The organism is Bacillus sp. 2175 (genome assembly GCF_057812155.1).
On the sequence record NZ_CM173819.1, the window covers coordinates 1567335 to 1584561 of the forward strand.

The window sequence follows — 17227 nt, forward strand, 5'->3', positions numbered from 1 at the left end:
GAATCATGAAGATAAGAGAAGCGTTATTAAGTGAAGCAAATGAATTAAGTGAATTCGCACTACAATCAAAAGCAACGTGGGATTATAGTGAAGAATTCATACTTGCTTGTAAGGAAGATTTAACAATTACAGAAGAATACATAAAAAATAATTTTGTATATGTTTTAGAAAACGATAATGCGAAGATTGGTTTTTTCTCATTTTTACGTAATGATAAAGCTCTCGATTTCTTGTACATTCATCCTGATTACAAAGGAAAAGGTTACGGGAAAATACTTTGGGAGTACGTAATAGAAAAAGCCAATGAACTAGGATTAAAAAGTTTTACGATTGATAGTGATCCGAATGCAAAAGGATATTACTTGAAAATGGGGGCACAGTTAATAGGAGAGACACCATCAACTGTCTTTAAGGGTCGTGTACTGCCTCTTTTGAAATATGATGTGTAAAACTATTAATAGTAGGGGAAGATTAGAATGGATGATGTAAAGGAAAAAAGAATATATGAAGCACTAATAAAATCGTGGTCGATTGAAACGAGTTCAAAGTGGACAATTGAAAACCCAGCAAAGGGACAGTGTGGTGTAACGGCTCTAGTCGTTCAAGACATATATGGAGGAGAAATTAAAAAGACAAAAGTAAGAGAGGTATGGCACTTTTATAACTTTATAGATGGGCAGAGATTTGATTTTACAGAGACTCAATTCAATGGGAAATTGAATTATATGGATGTGGAATCAAATCGGAAAGAAGCATTTGCAGATACAAATGAAAAACAATATAGCATTTTGAAGGAAAAAGTAACGAAAGAATTCAAATTATCTTTTGACTCTTAATCTTTAATAAGTTACTATAATGGTGGTAACTTATTAAAGGGAACTTCATAGAGTTGAAAGGGGAAATACTTTTGAAAACAACTTATGTAAACGCTACAATTGTAACGATGAATGAACAAAACGAAGTGATAGAAAATGGATATATCATTGTAGAAAATGATCAAATTATAGATGTAAAGAGCGGAGAATTCGCTAATGATTTTGAAGTAGATGAAGTAATTGATATGAAAGGAAAGTGGGTTTTACCAGGGCTTGTAAATACACATACACACGTTGTAATGAGTCTCCTAAGAGGTATTGGCGATGATATGTTATTACAGCCGTGGCTTGAGACGAGAATTTGGCCACTGGAAAGTCAATTTACTCCCCAAATTGCGGTCGCTAGTACGGAATTAGGATTACTTGAGATGGTGAAAAGTGGTACAACATCATTCTCTGACATGTTTAATCCAATTGGAGTAGATCAAGACGCAATTATGGAAACGGTATCAAGGAGCGGGATGCGAGCTGCTGTTTCAAGGACTTTATTTAGCTTCGGAACGAAAGACGATGAAAAGAAAGCGATTGAAGAAGCTGAGAAATATGTGAAGCGTTACTATAACGAAAGTGGCATGTTAACTACGATGGTTGCACCACATAGTCCATATACATGTAGTACAGAATTGTTAGAAGAGTGCGCACGGATTGCAGTAGAGAATCAAACGATGGTTCATATCCATCTTTCTGAAACAGAGCGTGAAGTACGTGATATTGAAGCACAATATGGAAAACGTCCAGTAGAATATGCAGCGAGCTGCGGATTGTTTAAACGCCCAACAGTTATTGCACACGGTGTAGTATTAAATGAAGATGAGCGTGCATTTTTAGCAGAAAATGACGTTCGAGTAGCTCATAATCCGAATAGTAATTTAAAACTAGGTTCTGGTATAGCGAATGTAAAAGCGATGCTAGAAGCAGGAATAAAAGTAGGAATTGCAACAGATAGTGTTGCATCTAACAATAATTTAGATATGTTTGAAGAAATGCGCATAGCGACTTTACTACAAAAAGGTATTCACCAAGATGCAACAGCTTTACCAGTTGAAACAGCTCTTACACTTGCGACAAAAGGAGCTGCTGAAGTAATCGGGATGAAACAAACAGGATCACTTGAGATTGGAAAATGTGCTGATTTCATTACAATTGATCCGTCTAATAAGCCTCATTTACAACCAGCGGATGAAGTGTTATCACACCTTGTATATGCTGCTAGTGGAAAAGATATAAGCGATGTAATTATTAACGGAAAACATGTCGTTTGGAATGGCGAATGTAAAACGTTAGATGAAGAGCGTATTATATTTGAAGCAAGTCGTTATAAACGAGGTTTGCAAAGATAGATAATTATGTGGCAGTTGAAAAAGCTATCCTTTTAAAGGATAGCTTTTTTCTTGAACGAATAAATATTCAAAAGAATGTCGCATCTTTCTGTTAGTATTTCTGCTATAATATATTACGCTTTATAATATTTTATATTTAAGGAGAACAACTCATGAAGCGAAAAAAGAGCCATTTAATGGTAATGGCACTTGTTACATTTTTATTATTAACAGCTTGTAATAATAAAGCGAATAAAAGTGATACAGAGGTTAAAAAACAAGTGTTAAATGTAACAGTATCAGAAGAAATTCCTTCTCTGGACACTGCGAAAACAATGGATGGTACATCAGCCCACGTTATGCAGAATATATTTGAGGGGTTATATGTATTAAATGATCAAGATCAGTCTACTCCAGCCATAGCAAAATCGTTTAAAAGAAGTGAAGATGGTAAGAAATATACATTTGACTTGCGTAAAGATGCAAAATGGTCAAATGGGGATAGTGTAACAGCAAATGATTTTATATTTGCGTGGAAACGTGCAATTAACCCTGAAACAGCATCTCAATATGCGTCCATGCTCTTTTATGTGAAAAATGCGAAAGAGATCAATAAGGGAACAATGCCTCTTGATGCACTTGGGGTTAAAGCAATAAATAATTATACGTTAGAAGTTGAACTCGAACAGCCGGTTCCGTATTTTTTACAGTTGTTAGCACTACCTATATACTTACCACAGCATGAATCATTTTTGAAAGAACAAGGAAACAATTATGCATTGGAACCTAGTAATCTCATATATAACGGGCCATTTGTATTAGAAAAATGGAAGCATGAACAAGAGTTTCAATTAAAGAAGAATGCTACATATTGGGATCAAAAGAAAGTGAAATTAGACGAAATAAACTTTCATATCGTAAAGGATACAATGACAGCTGTAAATTTATATGAAGCCGGAGATTTGGATCGAGTACCTATTAATTCGCAAATTGTAGACAAGTATAGAGGGAATAAGGAATTACATATGTCGAGTGATCCTGGAATTGCCATGCTTCGTTTTAATGAAAAAAATACCGCGTTAGCAAATAAAAAGGTGCGTCAATCTATTTCATTAGCGTTAAATAAAGATGATTTTGTTGCTCACTTTATTAATAACGGAGCAAAACCTGCAAGCGGGCTTGTACCAGTTGGTCATGTAAATGAAGTGACCGGTAAAGATTTTAGAAAAGAAAACGGAGATCTTTCTTCATATGATTTGCAAAATGCGCAAAAGATTTGGAAAGAAGCGAAAAAAGAGCTTGAAGTAGAGCAAGTAAACCTCGAGTTTTTAACGTTTGAACAAGATAATGCAAAACGGATGGCAGAATATATAAAAGGTGATTTAGAAAAGAATTTGCAAGGAATCGCGATACAAATTAAACAACAGCCATTTAAGCAAAAATTACAGTTAGAACAAACAGGTGATTACGATATAACTATGGCAAATTGGGGACCTGACTATAAAGACCCAATTAGTTATTTAGAGTTATTTACGACAGGGAATCCGAATAATAAAATGAATTATTCTAATGTTCATTACGATGAATTAATAAAGAAAGCGAAAACGGATTTTGTACTAGATACGGAAAACCGATGGGAAGCGTTGCGAGAAGCCGAGCAGGTATTATTAGAAGATGCTGCGGTAGCGCCGCTTTATCATATTGGCTCAGCATATGTACAAAAGGATTATGTAAAAGGAATTGAAAAGCATCAATTTGGTGGTATTTATACTTATAAGAATGCTTATATTGCTAATGAATAAATACAAAAAACCTTACTTTTTAAAAGTAAGGTTTTTTACACATGAATTCTATTAAACCGATTTCAATAAAGCGTAAAAATTCGTATCATATGGGACATCATCTTGATACATATAATTTTTTAGAACGCCTTCTTTTTCAAAGCCTAATTTTAATAGTACTTGATTGGAAGCTTCATTTTCAAGAAATACAATTGCTCCAATCCGCTTTAAATGAATCGTATGGAAACCGTATGATATAATCTCAGAAACAGCTTCAGTCGCATATCCTTTTCCCCAGTGTTCAGGCAAAAAGGCATAACTTATATTGGCTCGTTTATGCTCAGAAGACCAATCGTGAAAACCAATGGTACCAATGAGTTCTTTCGTGTCTTTTAATTCGATTCCCCATTTTATACCGCTTCTTGCATTGTAACTCAACTTAAAATTATGAATGATTTGCTTCACTTGATCAATATCTTGTAACGGTTTTTGGCCATAATAGCGCAGTACATTAGTATTAGAAAAGCATTGTAGTATACGCGGTGCATCTTCTTTGGTAAGTTCTCTTAAAATGAGTCTTTCAGTTTTTAATAAAGGAAACATATTTTCGCTCCTTTTCACATGAAAATAGAATGTATTTGTTATTATATAATTTAATCTGAAAATAAAGATTATTCAAGGTGTAAGGAAGTTATTGGCTGGAAATAGATTATAAAATTTATTTTAAAAAGACTTTATAGGATTAATACAAATAATGAAAAAAGGGTATTCCAAATTAAAATTGGAATACCCTTTTTCATTATCCTACAAATGTTTGATACAGTAAGAAGATATTTAAAATGATAACGAGTGCTGCAATTATCCAAGCGATAAATGTTGTTATACGGTGGTTAACGAGTGCACCCATAATCTTTTTGTTACTTGTAAACATAATAAGTGGTACTAGCGCAAATGCAATACCGAATGATAAGACGACTTGGCTCATGACTAGAGCGTAAGTTGGATTTACACCTAAAGCGATAATAACTAATGGTGGAATCATTGTAATAAATCGGCGTAAGTATAACGGAATATGCATGCGAATGAAACCTTGCATAATAATATCACCCGACATTGTACCGACAGAAGAGCTAGATAGTCCTGCTGATAAAAGTCCAATCCCAAATAATGCAGCCGATACAGGACCTACTAAATTGGTAAATTGAGTGTAAGCAACATCTAAATCTTCAACGTGCAAGCCGTTTTTAAAGAATAGTGCAGCAGCAACAATTAACATACTTGCATTAATTGCTCCAGCAATAACCATTGCAATAATAATATCGATAAATTCGAAACGAAAAATCTTTTTCTTTTGTTCGTCAGTTGTTCCGACCACGCGGCGTTGTGTTAATGCAGAATGCAAGTATATTGCATGTGGCATAACTGTTGCACCTAAAATCCCTGCTGCAAGTAATATACTGTCTACACCTTGGAATTTTGGAATAAATAGTCCTGAAAGAAGGGGACTTAATTCTGGTTTTGCATAAAAAACTTGAATCCCAAAAGCAATTACTACAATGAAAATCATTCCTGTAATAATAGCTTCTAGTGGACGAAATCCTCTACGTTGAAACTCAAGAATAATAAATGATCCGGCTGCAGTAATTAAAGCGGCAGGTAGCATCGGGATTCCAAATAGTAAGTAAAGCCCCAAAGCAGCTCCAATAAATTCCGCTAAATCTGTAGCCATAATAACTAGTTCACCTTGTATCCATAAGCCGATAGACACAGGCTTTGGAAAGTTTTCACGAGCTATTTCGGGTAAATTGTTTCCTGTAGCAATTCCTAATTTAGCTGATAAAGTTTGGATTAATACAGCCATTAAGTTAGAAGCGAGTATAACCCATAATAGTAAATATCCATATTGTGAACCAGCTGCGATATTTGTAGCAAAGTTGCCAGGATCAATATAAGCAACGGACGCGATAAAAGCGGGTCCTAAAAATGGTAACAGTCTTTTCCAGCCTTTTGTTTCTCCACTTAAAGCTAAGTGAGCTGATTGTACAGTTGTACTTTCAGAAGGGAGATGTTCATCTTTTGTTATATCTTTATTCATAGTAGTTTTCCCCTTTAAAATGTTAACTTGATGAAATTATTGTATTTATTCTTACTCATTATTTCAATACATTTAAATATATTATATGGTAATTTCATTTGAACACGAAAGTTTCCTTAATGCAAATTATATGCCTTTATGCAATGGATGGTGTGATAACGTAAAATGAATTGGGAGTTTATGGTGTGATGACGTGGGGAAACATAGTGAATTAAAGGGCTGTTTTTGAAATTTATGTGAACATAAAGCTGATAATACAGCATATTAATTGATGGAATTGCATTTGTATGATATATAATATATTGGGATTACAACATAACCATAGTGTTTTGGTGTGTAATCTTGTTTTTTATTTTTGTTAACTGATAGAAAATAGTATAAAGAAAAGAAAATGGGATTCATTTTCTTATTATATATGTTTTGATATGAACGTTAACTTATACATGATTTAAAAAATTAGATAGGTGGTAGAAATACATTGGCAACTACAAAACCATACAGAGTATTACTATATTACATGTACACAACAATTGAAAACCCAGAAGAATTCGCGGCAGAGCATTTAGCATTTTGTAATTCACTTGAATTAAAAGGAAGAATTCTTGTAGCAAAAGAAGGTATTAACGGAACTTGTTCTGGAACTGTAGAGCAAACAGAGAAATACATGGAAGCAATGAACAATGATCCACGTTTTGACGGTATCGTATTTAAAATAGATGAAGCTGATGGTCATGCATTCAAGAAAATGCACGTGCGTCCTCGTCCAGAGTTAGTTACACTTCGTCTAGAAGATGACATTAACCCGCACGAAATAACTGGGAAGTATTTAGAGCCAAAAGATTTTTATGAAGCAATGAAACAAGAAGATACAGTTATCATTGATGCACGAAATGATTATGAATTTGATTTAGGTCACTTCAAAGGTGCGATTAAACCTGATATCGAATCCTTCCGTGAATTACCAGATTGGATTCGTGAAAACAAAGAAGTACTTGAAGGTAAAAAGATTTTAACTTATTGTACAGGCGGAATTCGTTGTGAGAAGTTTTCTGGTTGGTTAGTTCGTGAAGGCTATGAAGATGTAAGTCAGCTTCACGGCGGAATTGTAACGTACGGAAAAGACCCAGAAGTACAAGGTGAGCTTTGGGATGGACAATGTTACGTGTTCGATGAGCGTATCGCTGTACCAGTAAACCAAAAAGAACATGTTATCGTTGGTAAAGACCACTTTACAGGTGAACCTTGTGAGCGCTATGTAAACTGTTCAAATCCAGAATGTAATAAGAAAATTTTATGTTCTGAAGAAAACGAAGCGAAATATTTACGTGCATGTTCTAATGAATGTCGTGTAAGTCCACGTAACCGCTACGTAATACAACATGAATTAACGGAAGAGCAAGTAGCTGCTGCATTAGAGCAAATCGAAGCAGGGAAGTAAACTGAATTCTTATAGTAAAAGGGGTACTCCAAGTTTAATTTTGGAGCACCCTTTTTTTATTATACGGTTCTGTCATTTGTCGGTTTTTGTCGGTAAGTCGATATATTAAAAAAATCGCTGATATATTTTGAGTTGCGCTGATATATCTTAAAAATCGCTGATATATTTTGAGTTGCGCTGATATATCTTAAAAATCGCTGATATATTTCGAGTTGCGCCGATATAATCGGAAAATCGCTGATAAAGATTTCACTTACTGCAGCGCGCCAAGAATTTGAAAATAACCTTCTTTAATTTTTATCTTCTTTCTCTTTAACGGCAGAAAGTACAGTTTGTTTTACCCAAGCTTTTCTTCGTTTATGCTGTAAACCCCATTGGTATAAACTTTGAGCTCCTAAAATAAGTGAAATGACAATGCCGCTAATCGCAATTAATAGAGCGAAAAATTCAAGAGGTGACGATATTTTGTTTGAATCGGTGTTTCTTAAAAGGTCAATCATAGTAAACCCTAACATTTGGCCCACTACAGAGTAGAGCGTTAAAATTAATAATAAGAGGCTATCTTTTTTAGAGGCGACATTTTCTTGATATTTAAACAAACTATCAAGATTTTGTTTCGCGTTCGAGTATAGAACCTCAATATTAAAAAGTTTTCTTAAACGAAAGAAAATATCTTCACTTTGTGATTGGGATACTAATTCTAAAGAAAAATAATTAGCAGTGAACGAATTGATCGAATAAATTAATTTCTCTATTTCATTAGTATCTTGTTCAATGTTTAGCTCAGCATAGGCGTTTGCCATTTTTAATAAAACAATTTTATGGAATAGGTTTAATAATAAAGCGTAATAAAATTCTCCGTACATTTGACTAGCAAGTTTAGCGATTTCGCGTTCTCCTTCATTTGTTACACATGTAAAAATATGTTCTTCCATTATGAAATAACGATTTGGAGCCCATCTCTGGTAAGCGTGTTTTTTTAAATAGTCATGAATGTAAGGAAGGTTATTTGCACTCACATATGGCTTACCATCACTTGTTAATCCGGAAAGACTAGAAGTACGATAAACATCCACTTCATTAAGTTCCATACCTTCTTTTAGTGACAATAAAGTTTGGACGTACATTCTTTGGTCTTCGAAGAAAGGGAAGGTTTGAAAGTATGAACTTCTTAATCTCTTCTTTTCAAAGAAATCAGTTACGCCATGAAATAAATAACCAAAAATGAATTTTTCAACTTGGGAATACTTTTTTCCGTTACATCCAATACAAATAGTCTCATTTGTATCATTTTTAGTTTCAAGTACACGGAAGCGAGCAGCGAATTCGATTGCTTCAGATAAAGTCATGCTTGGAGCAGTGTTTACTTCTGTTCGAATTGTTAAGAAGCCAAGTTCATAAGGACAAAGTGTTACATCAATAGAGTGTATCTTGAATGGGATTGAAATAAGGTTTGTTGTTAAATGTCCAGTTAAGTTAAGGTCCTTTGAATAACGTTGCAAGCCCTTTTGATGCTCTGAGTGAGGAAAGAGAATTTTATTTGTAAATGAAAGATAGTATGCTTCCATATTTTGATGTGAAACTTTAAACTCCCCATAATATGTATTTTCATCATAGAGATGATCGAGCCGAAAAGGACGGAAATCGTTTTTTTGTAAGAAAGGGAACATATTTTGTTCATATCCAGCTTTAAACGAAAACGGGAATATAAATTGAAATATAGCTGTTGCTACATCTTTTTCCTCAATTGCTTGTATTGCCTCCATCTACATTGTTTCCTTTCCATATATGCTATAGAAACAACATGCCCAAATTTATTTGAAAATAACCACTGTTTTATACTCGATTGAGAGTGAAAATTCAGCTTATTTAGCAGAGGACATGTATAATGTTATGTATACTAAAAGTTATAAAATTGTATTTTGAAAAGGGGGATGCTGTATGCGGATTTTAGTATTAGGCGCTGGTGGAGTCGGAGGATTTTTTGGTGGCAGATTAGTCGAAAAGGGAGAAGATGTTACATTTCTTGTTCGTAGTAAACGGAAAAAACAATTAGAGGAAAGAGGACTTGTAATCCGAAGTGTTAACGGGGATTTCTCTTTCCAACCGAATTTAATAACGAAAGAAGAGAGAACTTCTCCATTTGATGTCATTTTATTTTCAACAAAAGCGTATCACTTAAACGAGGCAATTCAAGATTTGAAGCCGTTTGTTGGCGAAAATACTGTAATCATTCCATTGTTAAATGGTATCGCTCATTTATCGCTATTACAAAAAGAATTCGGCGAAGAAAAAGTACTTGGCGGTTTATGCTTTATCGAGACGACGTTAAACGATCAAGGAGAAATTGTACAAACTAGCGCTGCCAACAGACTTGTGTTTGGAGAAATTAAGTCTCAAAATTCAGAGAGAGTAAAGCATATTTCTAAAGCATTTGCAGGTACGAAATCTAGTTTTGTTTTAAGTGAAAATATTACGCAAGATATGTGGCATAAATATTTATTTATTACTGTAATGTCCGGTGTGACAACGTTAATGCGTGCACCAATTGGACCAATTCGTGAAAGTGAAGGCGGCCGTGATTTTATCCGTAATGTATTTGAGGAATCTGTACAAATTATGAAAGTATTAGGAGCTCCAATAAAGGTTAATATTGCCCAGGAACATATGAAAACAATTGATAAAATTTCGTATGATATGAAGTCATCGATGCAACGTGATATGGAGAAGGGTTCGTTTATTGAAGGGAAGCACTTGCAAGGATATTTACTGGATGTAGCAGAGCAATTTTCTATAGCGGCACCATTATTAGGCACTATATATCAAAATTTAAAGGTGTATGAAGAGATGACCTTTAACAGATCTGTAATAGAATTAGATGTATGAAAAAATAAAAAAGATAGCAATATATAAGTGTATTGCTATCTTTTTTATTTTTTTGTATGACAAATTATTTATTTCTTTTCGTTCTATCTGTCAAATTTATTTCCTGTTCACGTTTACCATATAACTGATTAATTTCATTTGCTACTGCATCTAAATATGAATCGGAAAAAATAGGCTTCTTTTCTTTAGACATAGGGGTCTCCTTTGCGGATTTTTTAGTATTCATTATGTATATTTCTCAGTGGATTATGCACAATCATTTTAATTTTTTTCTTATTAAAAATTTTTGTTTACTTTTTGAAAATAAAGGAGTATTATAATCCACAGTTTCAATTTTCTAAATCGCTGAAACCGCATGGTACGGGGGACCCGTTTTTACGGATTAGTACATAATCCGATGGGGTGAATCCTTAAAAAAGGTAGGGCTACTCATAGGCCCGAATCCGACAGCTAACCTCGTAAGCGTTATATTGAGAAGGAAGGTGGAGCTTGTGCGACAAAAAAAATAATGTCTACAAGTCTATTTCGCTATGGCTTGTAGACATTTTTTGTTTTCTGAGTAAATAGTTTACTGGCTGCAACAAGCAGAAAAGTTCGTACAAAATTATTGGAGAGTGGACAGCATTGGTTTCATCTATTAAAAGATTTTTAATTGGAAGACCGTTAAAATCAACGGAGCTTGGAGAACAAAAGCTTAATAAAACGAAAGCTTTAGCTATTTTATCTTCTGACGCATTGTCATCAGTTGCTTACGGTCCAGAGCAAATTTTAATTGCTTTAGCAGGTGTTGGAGCGATCGCTTATTGGTATTCCATTCCGATCGCTGTTGGGGTATTAGTATTATTGACAGCCCTTATTTTATCTTATCGTCAAATTATTTTTGCTTATCCGCATGGCGGGGGAGCGTATGTTGTATCAAAAGAAAATTTAGGGATGAATCCAGGCTTAATTGCTGGAGGATCTTTATTAGTTGACTATATTTTAACTGTTGCGGTAAGTGTGTCTGCTGGTACAGATGCAATTACGTCTGCGTTTCCTAGCTTACATGCACACAACGTAATTATTGCGGTTATATTTGTTATATTAATTACGATATTAAATTTAAGGGGAGTAACGGAATCAGCTTCCGTTTTAGCATATCCTGTTTATTTATTCGTTTTAGCACTATTTATATTAATTGGTGTGGGCATATATAATATTTTAACTGGTCATGTTTCACCCACTTTACATGCGCCAATTGGTACACCAGTTGCAGGGATTAGTTTATTTTTATTACTAAGAGCATTTGCATCAGGTAGTTCTGCTTTAACAGGTGTTGAAGCAATTTCAAATGCAATTCCGAACTTTAAAGATCCTGCGCCAAACAATGCTGCAAAAACATTGCTTGCAATGGGTGCATTACTTGCTGTGTTATTTTCAGGAATTGTATTTTTAGCTTATTATTACGGAGTGACTCCGAGTAAAGAAGTAACAGTTGTTTCTCAAATTGCTGAACAAACATTTGGACGTAATTTCATGTACTATTTCATACAAGGTACAACAGCTTTAATATTAATTCTTGCTGCTAATACAGGTTATTCTGCATTTCCTTTATTAGCGGTTAACCTTGCAAAAGATAAATTCATACCGAGAATGTTTACGATTAGAGGAGACCGCCTAGGTTACTCAAACGGTATTATTATACTTGGAGTTGCTTCGATTATTTTAATTGTAGCTTTCCAAGGGCAAACAGAACATTTAATTCCACTATATGCAGTAGGTGTATTTATTCCATTTACACTTTCTCAAACAGGGATGGTATTAAAATGGCTTCGCGAAAAGCCTGAAGGATGGGCTTTAAGATTAACGGTTAATTTAATTGGTGCAGTTATTAGTTTTATCGTAATGAGCATGTTCTTTTTAACTAAATTTGCACAAGTTTGGTCGATTCTTATTTTCTTACCAGTTATTATCTTCTTATTCCATCGAATTAAGAAGCATTATGATGCAGTGGGTGATCAATTAAGTTTAAAAACTTGCGAGCCTCTTATTCCAATTGAGGGGAATGTAATTGTCGTTCCTGTAGCAGGTATGACGCATGTAGTAGAAAATTCATTGAACTATGCGAAATCGCTTTCGGCAGATCAAGTTATCGCAGTATATGTTGCTTTTGACAGAGAAGAGGAAAAGAAATTTGAGGAGAAATGGAAGAAGTGGCAACCTGAAGTAAGGCTTGTTACATTACATTCTCATTATAGAAGTATTATTCAGCCGCTAACGAAGTTTATCGATACAGTGCAATATAAGGCAAGTGAATCGAATTACCGTGTTACGGTCGTTATACCACAGTTCATTCCGAAAAAAGGTTGGCATAACATTCTTCATAATCAATCCAGTTTACTTATACGTGCGTATTTACTTTATAAAAGAAATGTTGTTATTACGACAGTTCCATATCATTTGAAAAAATAAGAAAATTTTTTAAGGATAGCTTCGCGAAAATGAAGCTATCCTTTTTGTGTATATGCTATGCATAATTGCATATGGGGTTAAAAATTATACTAATATAACTTCATTGGTTATTTGAAAGTAGTGTTTTCTGTTGTGATATGTAGATATTTCAATCGATAAAGTGAATCGGATTATATTTTGAAATAAGGACATGAAAGCTTGAAAATAAAGGGAATGAAAATACTTCTTTACGATATATAAACAGCTGTGTTTAAATGACCTTACAGTACAAAACTTATATGAAAACAAAATGAAATTTCATATTTACGTATGTTGTTTAGTTTAAAATGAATAATATTTTTATGTAATATATTCACTGTGTGAATGTGGGAATTTCGATGAAATAGAAAATTTATACAATATTATTCATACTAAACACATATGAAAAATAATGAAATGTTTTGTGACGATAAGTAAGTACTGTAGCAATACGAGAGAGGTGGTTCATACATAGATCACGTTGAGAACGTTCTCTATTTTAACCATCTCAAATTATGGGCAAGAAAATAGAATAATAAAATGCGATAGTAATAGTTGCTAATACATAGGAGGAGTTAAAGTGAAAAAGACTTTAATTACAGGGTTATTGGTTACAGCGGTATCTACGAGTTGCTTCATTCCTGTAAGCGCTTACGCTAAGGAGGGGCAAACGGAAGTGAAAACAGTATATGCGCAAAATGTAATTGCTCCAAATACATTATCCAATTCAATTAGAATGTTAGGATCACAATCACCGCTTATTCAAGCATACGGATTAATTATTTTGCAACAGCCAGACATTAAGGTAAATGCGATGAGTAGCTTAACGAATCATCAAAAGTTTGCAAAGGCGAATGTACGAGAGTGGATTGATGAATATAATCCGAAGCTAATTGACTTAAATCAAGAGATGATGAGATACAGCACTAGATTCAATAGTTATTATAGTAAGCTCTATGAACTAGCAGGAAATGTAAATGAAGATCAGCAAGCAAAAACAGATTTTATGAGTGCATATGGAAAATTACAATTGCAAGTACAGAGCATCCAAGAGAGTATGGAGCAAGATTTATTAGAGTTAAATCGATTTAAAACAGTATTAGACAAAGATAGTAACAACTTATCAATTAAAGCCGATGAAGCAATAAAAACACTGCAAGGATCAAGTGGAGATATTGTGAAATTAAGAGAAGATATTAAAAGAATTCAAGGGGAAATTCAAGCTGAACTAACTACTATTTTGAATAGACCTCAAGAAATAATTAAAGGTTCTATTAATATCGGTAAACAAGTATTTACAATCACAAATCAAACTGCACAAACGAAAACAATCGATTTTGTTTCTATCGGTACTTTAAGTAATGAAATTGTAAATGCTGCAGATAGTCAAACGAGAGAAGCAGCTTTTCGCATTCAGCAAAAGCAAAAAGAGTTATTGCCACTTATTCAAAAGTTATCACAAACTGAAGCAGAGGCGACTCAAATTACATTCGTTGAAGATCAAGTAAATAGCTTTACAGAATTAATTGATCGTCAAATTACAACTTTAGAAACGTTATTAACGGATTGGAAAGTTTTAAATAATAATATGATTCAAATTCAAACAAATGTTGAAGAAGGCACGTATACAGACAGTAGTTTACTTCAAAAACATTTTAATCAAATTAAAAAAGTAAGTGATGAAATGAATAAGCAAACAAATCAATTTGAAGATTACGTTACAAACGTTGAAGTACATTAAATAGAAAAATAATTAGCGATATAGGGAGAGAAGAAAAATGACAAAAAAACCATATAAAGTAATGGCTCTATCAGCACTTATGGCAGTATTTGCAGCAGGAAATATTATGCCGGCTCATACGTATGCAGCTGAAAGTACAGTGAAACAAGCTCCAGTTCATGCGGTAGCAAAAGCTTATAATAACTATGAAGAATATTCATTAGGACCAGAAGGTTTGAAAGATGCAATGGAAAGAACAGGTTCAAATGCTTTAGTAATGGATCTGTATGCTTTAACAATTATTAAACAAGGTAATGTTAACTTTGGAAATGTATCGACTGTTGATGCAGCTTTAAAAGGAAAAGTGATTCAGCACCAAGATACAGCTAGAGGAAATGCGAAGCAATGGTTAGATGTATTAAAGCCACAGCTTATTTCAACGAATCAAAACATCATTAACTACAATACAAAATTCCAAAACTATTATGATACTTTAGTTGCTGCGGTAGATGCAAAAGATAAAGCGACTCTTACGAAAGGCCTAACTAGATTATCAAGTAGTATTAATGAAAATAAAGCGCAAGTGGATCAGTTAGTAGAAGACTTGAAAAAATTCCGAAATAAAATGACGTCGGATACGCAAAACTTCAAGGGTGATGCAAATCAAATTACATCTATATTAGCTAGTCAAGATGCAGGGATTCCACTTCTGCAAAATCAAATTACAACGTACAATGAAGCAATTAGTAAATATAATGCAATTATTATCGGTTCATCTGTTGCGACAGCTCTAGGACCAATTGCAATTATTGGTGGTGCAGTAGTTATTGCTACGGGCGCAGGAACACCGCTAGGAGTCGCATTAATTGCAGGTGGTGCAGCAGCTGTAGGCGGTGGTACAGCTGGTATCGTATTAGCGAAGAAAGAACTTGACAATGCACAAGCTGAAATTCAAAAAATAACTGGACAAATTACAACTGCTCAATTAGAAGTAGCTGGGTTAACGAACATTAAAACACAAACTGAGTATTTAACAAATACGATTGATACTGCAATTACAGCGTTGCAAAACATTTCAAACCAATGGTATACAATGGGATCAAAATACAATTCTTTACTTCAAAATGTGGATTCAATTAGTCCAAACGATCTTGTTTTCATTAAAGAAGATTTAAACATTGCGAAAGATAGCTGGAAAAACATTAAAGACTATGCAGAAAAGATTTATGCTGAAGATATTAAAGTAGTAGATACGAAAAAAGCATAATCGAATACGAATCGTTAGGGCGTTAAGTGTTGATGAATGATTTGAAGCTCCTGTTCAGTTGTGAGCAGGAGCTTTTGATATCCTTATAAAGAGAATAGGTGAAAAATATGCAGAAACGATTTTATAAAAAATGTCTTTTAGCGGTAATGATTGCTGGGGTGGCAACGAGTAACGCATTTCCTTTACATCCTTTTGCAGCAGAACAAAATGTAACGGTGCTACAAGAAAATGTGAAAAACTATTCTCTTGGACCAGCAGGATTCCAAGATGTAATGGCACAAACGACATCAAGCATATTTGCAATGGATTCATATGCAAAATTAATTCAAAATCAACAAGAGACGGATTTAAGTAAAATAAGTTCGATTAATAGTGAATTTAAAGGGAGTATGATTCAGCATCAAAGAGATGCAAAAATTAATGCAGCATATTGGTTAAATAATATGAAGCCTCAAATTATGAAAACAGATCAAAATATTATAAATTACAATAATACTTTTCAATCGTATTATAATGACATGTTAATAGCGATTGATCAAAAGGATAGTGGAAAATTAAAAGCGGATTTAGAAAAGTTGTATGCGGATATTGTAAAGAATCAAAATGAGGTAGATGGATTATTAGGAAATTTGAAAGCTTTTCGCGATAGAATGGCGAAAGATACAAATAGTTTCAAAGAGGATACAAATCAGTTAACAGCGATATTGGCAAGTACGAATGCTGGTATTCCAGCTCTAGAGCAACAAATAAATACATATAACGATTCGATTAAAAAGAGTAATGATATGGTCATTGCTGGTGGCGTACTTTGCGTAGCTCTAATAACATGTCTTGCTGGCGGGCCGATGATTGCGGTTGCGAAAAAAGATATCGCAAATGCAGAAAGAGAAATCGCCAATTTAAAAGATAGAATTTCAGGAGCACAAGCAGAAGTCGTAATTTTGACTGATGTAAAAAATAAAACAACAAACATGACAGAAACAATTGATGCAGCAATTACAGCACTACAAAACATATCAAATCAATGGTATACAGTAGGTGCAAAGTATAATAATTTATTACAAAACGTAAAAGGAATTAGTCCGGAAGAGTTTACGTTTATAAAAGAAGATTTACATACAGCGAAAGATAGCTGGAAAGATGTAAAAGATTATACAGAAAAATTACATGAAGGTGTGGCAAAGTAAACAGTGGACTAGTTCTGCTGTTTATTTTTCATCCTGTTTTTTTGTGAGAGTTGAGCTTGCAATTATATATAAGTTTGTCATGTGTTTTATCAATGTGGCTATTGGGTAATAGTTAATCAAATTGATACGAATAACCTAAATACATTTCTGATCAAGTCTTTTATATGTAATGTTTTAATGAAAAAAGCTA

The 17227-nt window shown here is 33.8% G+C and carries 14 protein-coding genes and 1 riboswitch; of the genes, 10 read left to right on the forward strand and 4 right to left on the reverse strand.

Going from position 1 to position 17227, the window contains the following annotated elements:
• Positions 1–5: 5 nt before the first annotated feature.
• From ACXKY9_RS08465 to ACXKY9_RS08480, 4 genes are all read left to right on the forward strand, one after another.
• Positions 6–449: a GNAT family N-acetyltransferase gene (locus ACXKY9_RS08465; RefSeq protein ID WP_000701894.1), complete on the forward strand. Its 444-nt coding sequence runs from the start codon at positions 6–8 to the stop codon at positions 447–449.
• A 27-nt stretch (positions 450–476) separates the two neighbouring features.
• On the forward strand, positions 477–836 hold the full coding sequence (locus ACXKY9_RS08470; protein ID WP_000342912.1) for a YunG family protein: 360 nt from the start codon (positions 477–479) through the stop codon (positions 834–836).
• 53 nt (positions 837–889) lie between these two features.
• Positions 890–2215: a bifunctional S-methyl-5'-thioadenosine deaminase/S-adenosylhomocysteine deaminase gene (locus ACXKY9_RS08475; protein WP_002100905.1), complete on the forward strand. Its 1326-nt coding sequence runs from the start codon at positions 890–892 to the stop codon at positions 2213–2215.
• A gap of 152 nt (positions 2216–2367) precedes the next feature.
• Complete coding sequence (locus ACXKY9_RS08480; RefSeq protein ID WP_000823496.1) at positions 2368–3996, forward strand: peptide ABC transporter substrate-binding protein; 1629 nt, start codon at positions 2368–2370, stop codon at positions 3994–3996.
• A gap of 51 nt (positions 3997–4047) precedes the next feature.
• Here ACXKY9_RS08480 and ACXKY9_RS08485 read toward each other — a convergent pair whose 3' ends face one another.
• Positions 4048–4578, reverse strand: a complete 531-nt coding sequence (locus tag ACXKY9_RS08485) for a GNAT family N-acetyltransferase (RefSeq protein WP_000484229.1) — start codon at positions 4576–4578, stop codon at positions 4048–4050.
• 196 nt (positions 4579–4774) lie between these two features.
• Positions 4775–6070 (reverse strand): Nramp family divalent metal transporter, encoded by a 1296-nt coding sequence (locus ACXKY9_RS08490; protein ID WP_001030677.1) that lies wholly within the window; start codon positions 6068–6070, stop codon positions 4775–4777.
• A 478-nt stretch (positions 6071–6548) separates the two neighbouring features.
• Between ACXKY9_RS08490 and trhO the strand changes: the two genes are divergently transcribed.
• A complete protein-coding gene (trhO, locus tag ACXKY9_RS08495) occupies positions 6549–7508 on the forward strand; it encodes an oxygen-dependent tRNA uridine(34) hydroxylase TrhO (protein WP_000246218.1) in 960 nt (319 codons plus the stop codon).
• Positions 7509–7798: 290 nt separating this feature from the next.
• Here the strand turns inward: trhO and ACXKY9_RS08500 are convergent, their stop codons facing one another.
• Positions 7799–9274 (reverse strand): hypothetical protein, encoded by a 1476-nt coding sequence (locus ACXKY9_RS08500; protein WP_000387424.1) that lies wholly within the window; start codon positions 9272–9274, stop codon positions 7799–7801.
• 175 nt (positions 9275–9449) lie between these two features.
• Between ACXKY9_RS08500 and panE the strand changes: the two genes are divergently transcribed.
• Positions 9450–10394 carry a 2-dehydropantoate 2-reductase gene (gene panE / locus ACXKY9_RS08505; RefSeq protein WP_001221910.1) on the forward strand — a complete coding sequence of 315 codons (945 nt, stop codon included), beginning with the start codon at positions 9450–9452 and terminating at the stop codon, positions 10392–10394.
• Positions 10395–10458: 64 nt separating this feature from the next.
• On the opposite strand, the gene ACXKY9_RS08510 is transcribed toward panE, so the two are convergent.
• Positions 10459–10587, reverse strand: a complete 129-nt coding sequence (locus tag ACXKY9_RS08510) for a hypothetical protein (protein ID WP_000031873.1) — start codon at positions 10585–10587, stop codon at positions 10459–10461.
• A gap of 140 nt (positions 10588–10727) precedes the next feature.
• A riboswitch (cyclic di-AMP (ydaO/yuaA leader) is annotated at positions 10728–10874 on the forward strand.
• A gap of 144 nt (positions 10875–11018) precedes the next feature.
• Here ACXKY9_RS08510 and ACXKY9_RS08515 point away from each other — a divergent pair.
• The 4 genes from ACXKY9_RS08515 to nheC all read left to right on the forward strand — a co-directional run bounded on the left by ACXKY9_RS08515 (position 11019) and on the right by nheC (position 17037).
• Positions 11019–12845 carry an APC family permease gene (locus ACXKY9_RS08515; RefSeq protein WP_000254887.1) on the forward strand — a complete coding sequence of 609 codons (1827 nt, stop codon included), beginning with the start codon at positions 11019–11021 and terminating at the stop codon, positions 12843–12845.
• Between the two features lie 598 nt (positions 12846–13443).
• Complete coding sequence (gene nheA, locus ACXKY9_RS08520; RefSeq protein ID WP_000751832.1) at positions 13444–14604, forward strand: non-hemolytic enterotoxin NHE subunit A; 1161 nt, start codon at positions 13444–13446, stop codon at positions 14602–14604.
• Between the two features lie 37 nt (positions 14605–14641).
• Positions 14642–15850 (forward strand): non-hemolytic enterotoxin NHE subunit B, encoded by a 1209-nt coding sequence (gene nheB, locus ACXKY9_RS08525; RefSeq protein WP_000162986.1) that lies wholly within the window; start codon positions 14642–14644, stop codon positions 15848–15850.
• 107 nt (positions 15851–15957) lie between these two features.
• Positions 15958–17037 (forward strand): non-hemolytic enterotoxin NHE subunit C, encoded by a 1080-nt coding sequence (gene nheC, locus ACXKY9_RS08530; RefSeq protein ID WP_001171995.1) that lies wholly within the window; start codon positions 15958–15960, stop codon positions 17035–17037.
• Positions 17038–17227: the final 190 nt, after the last annotated feature.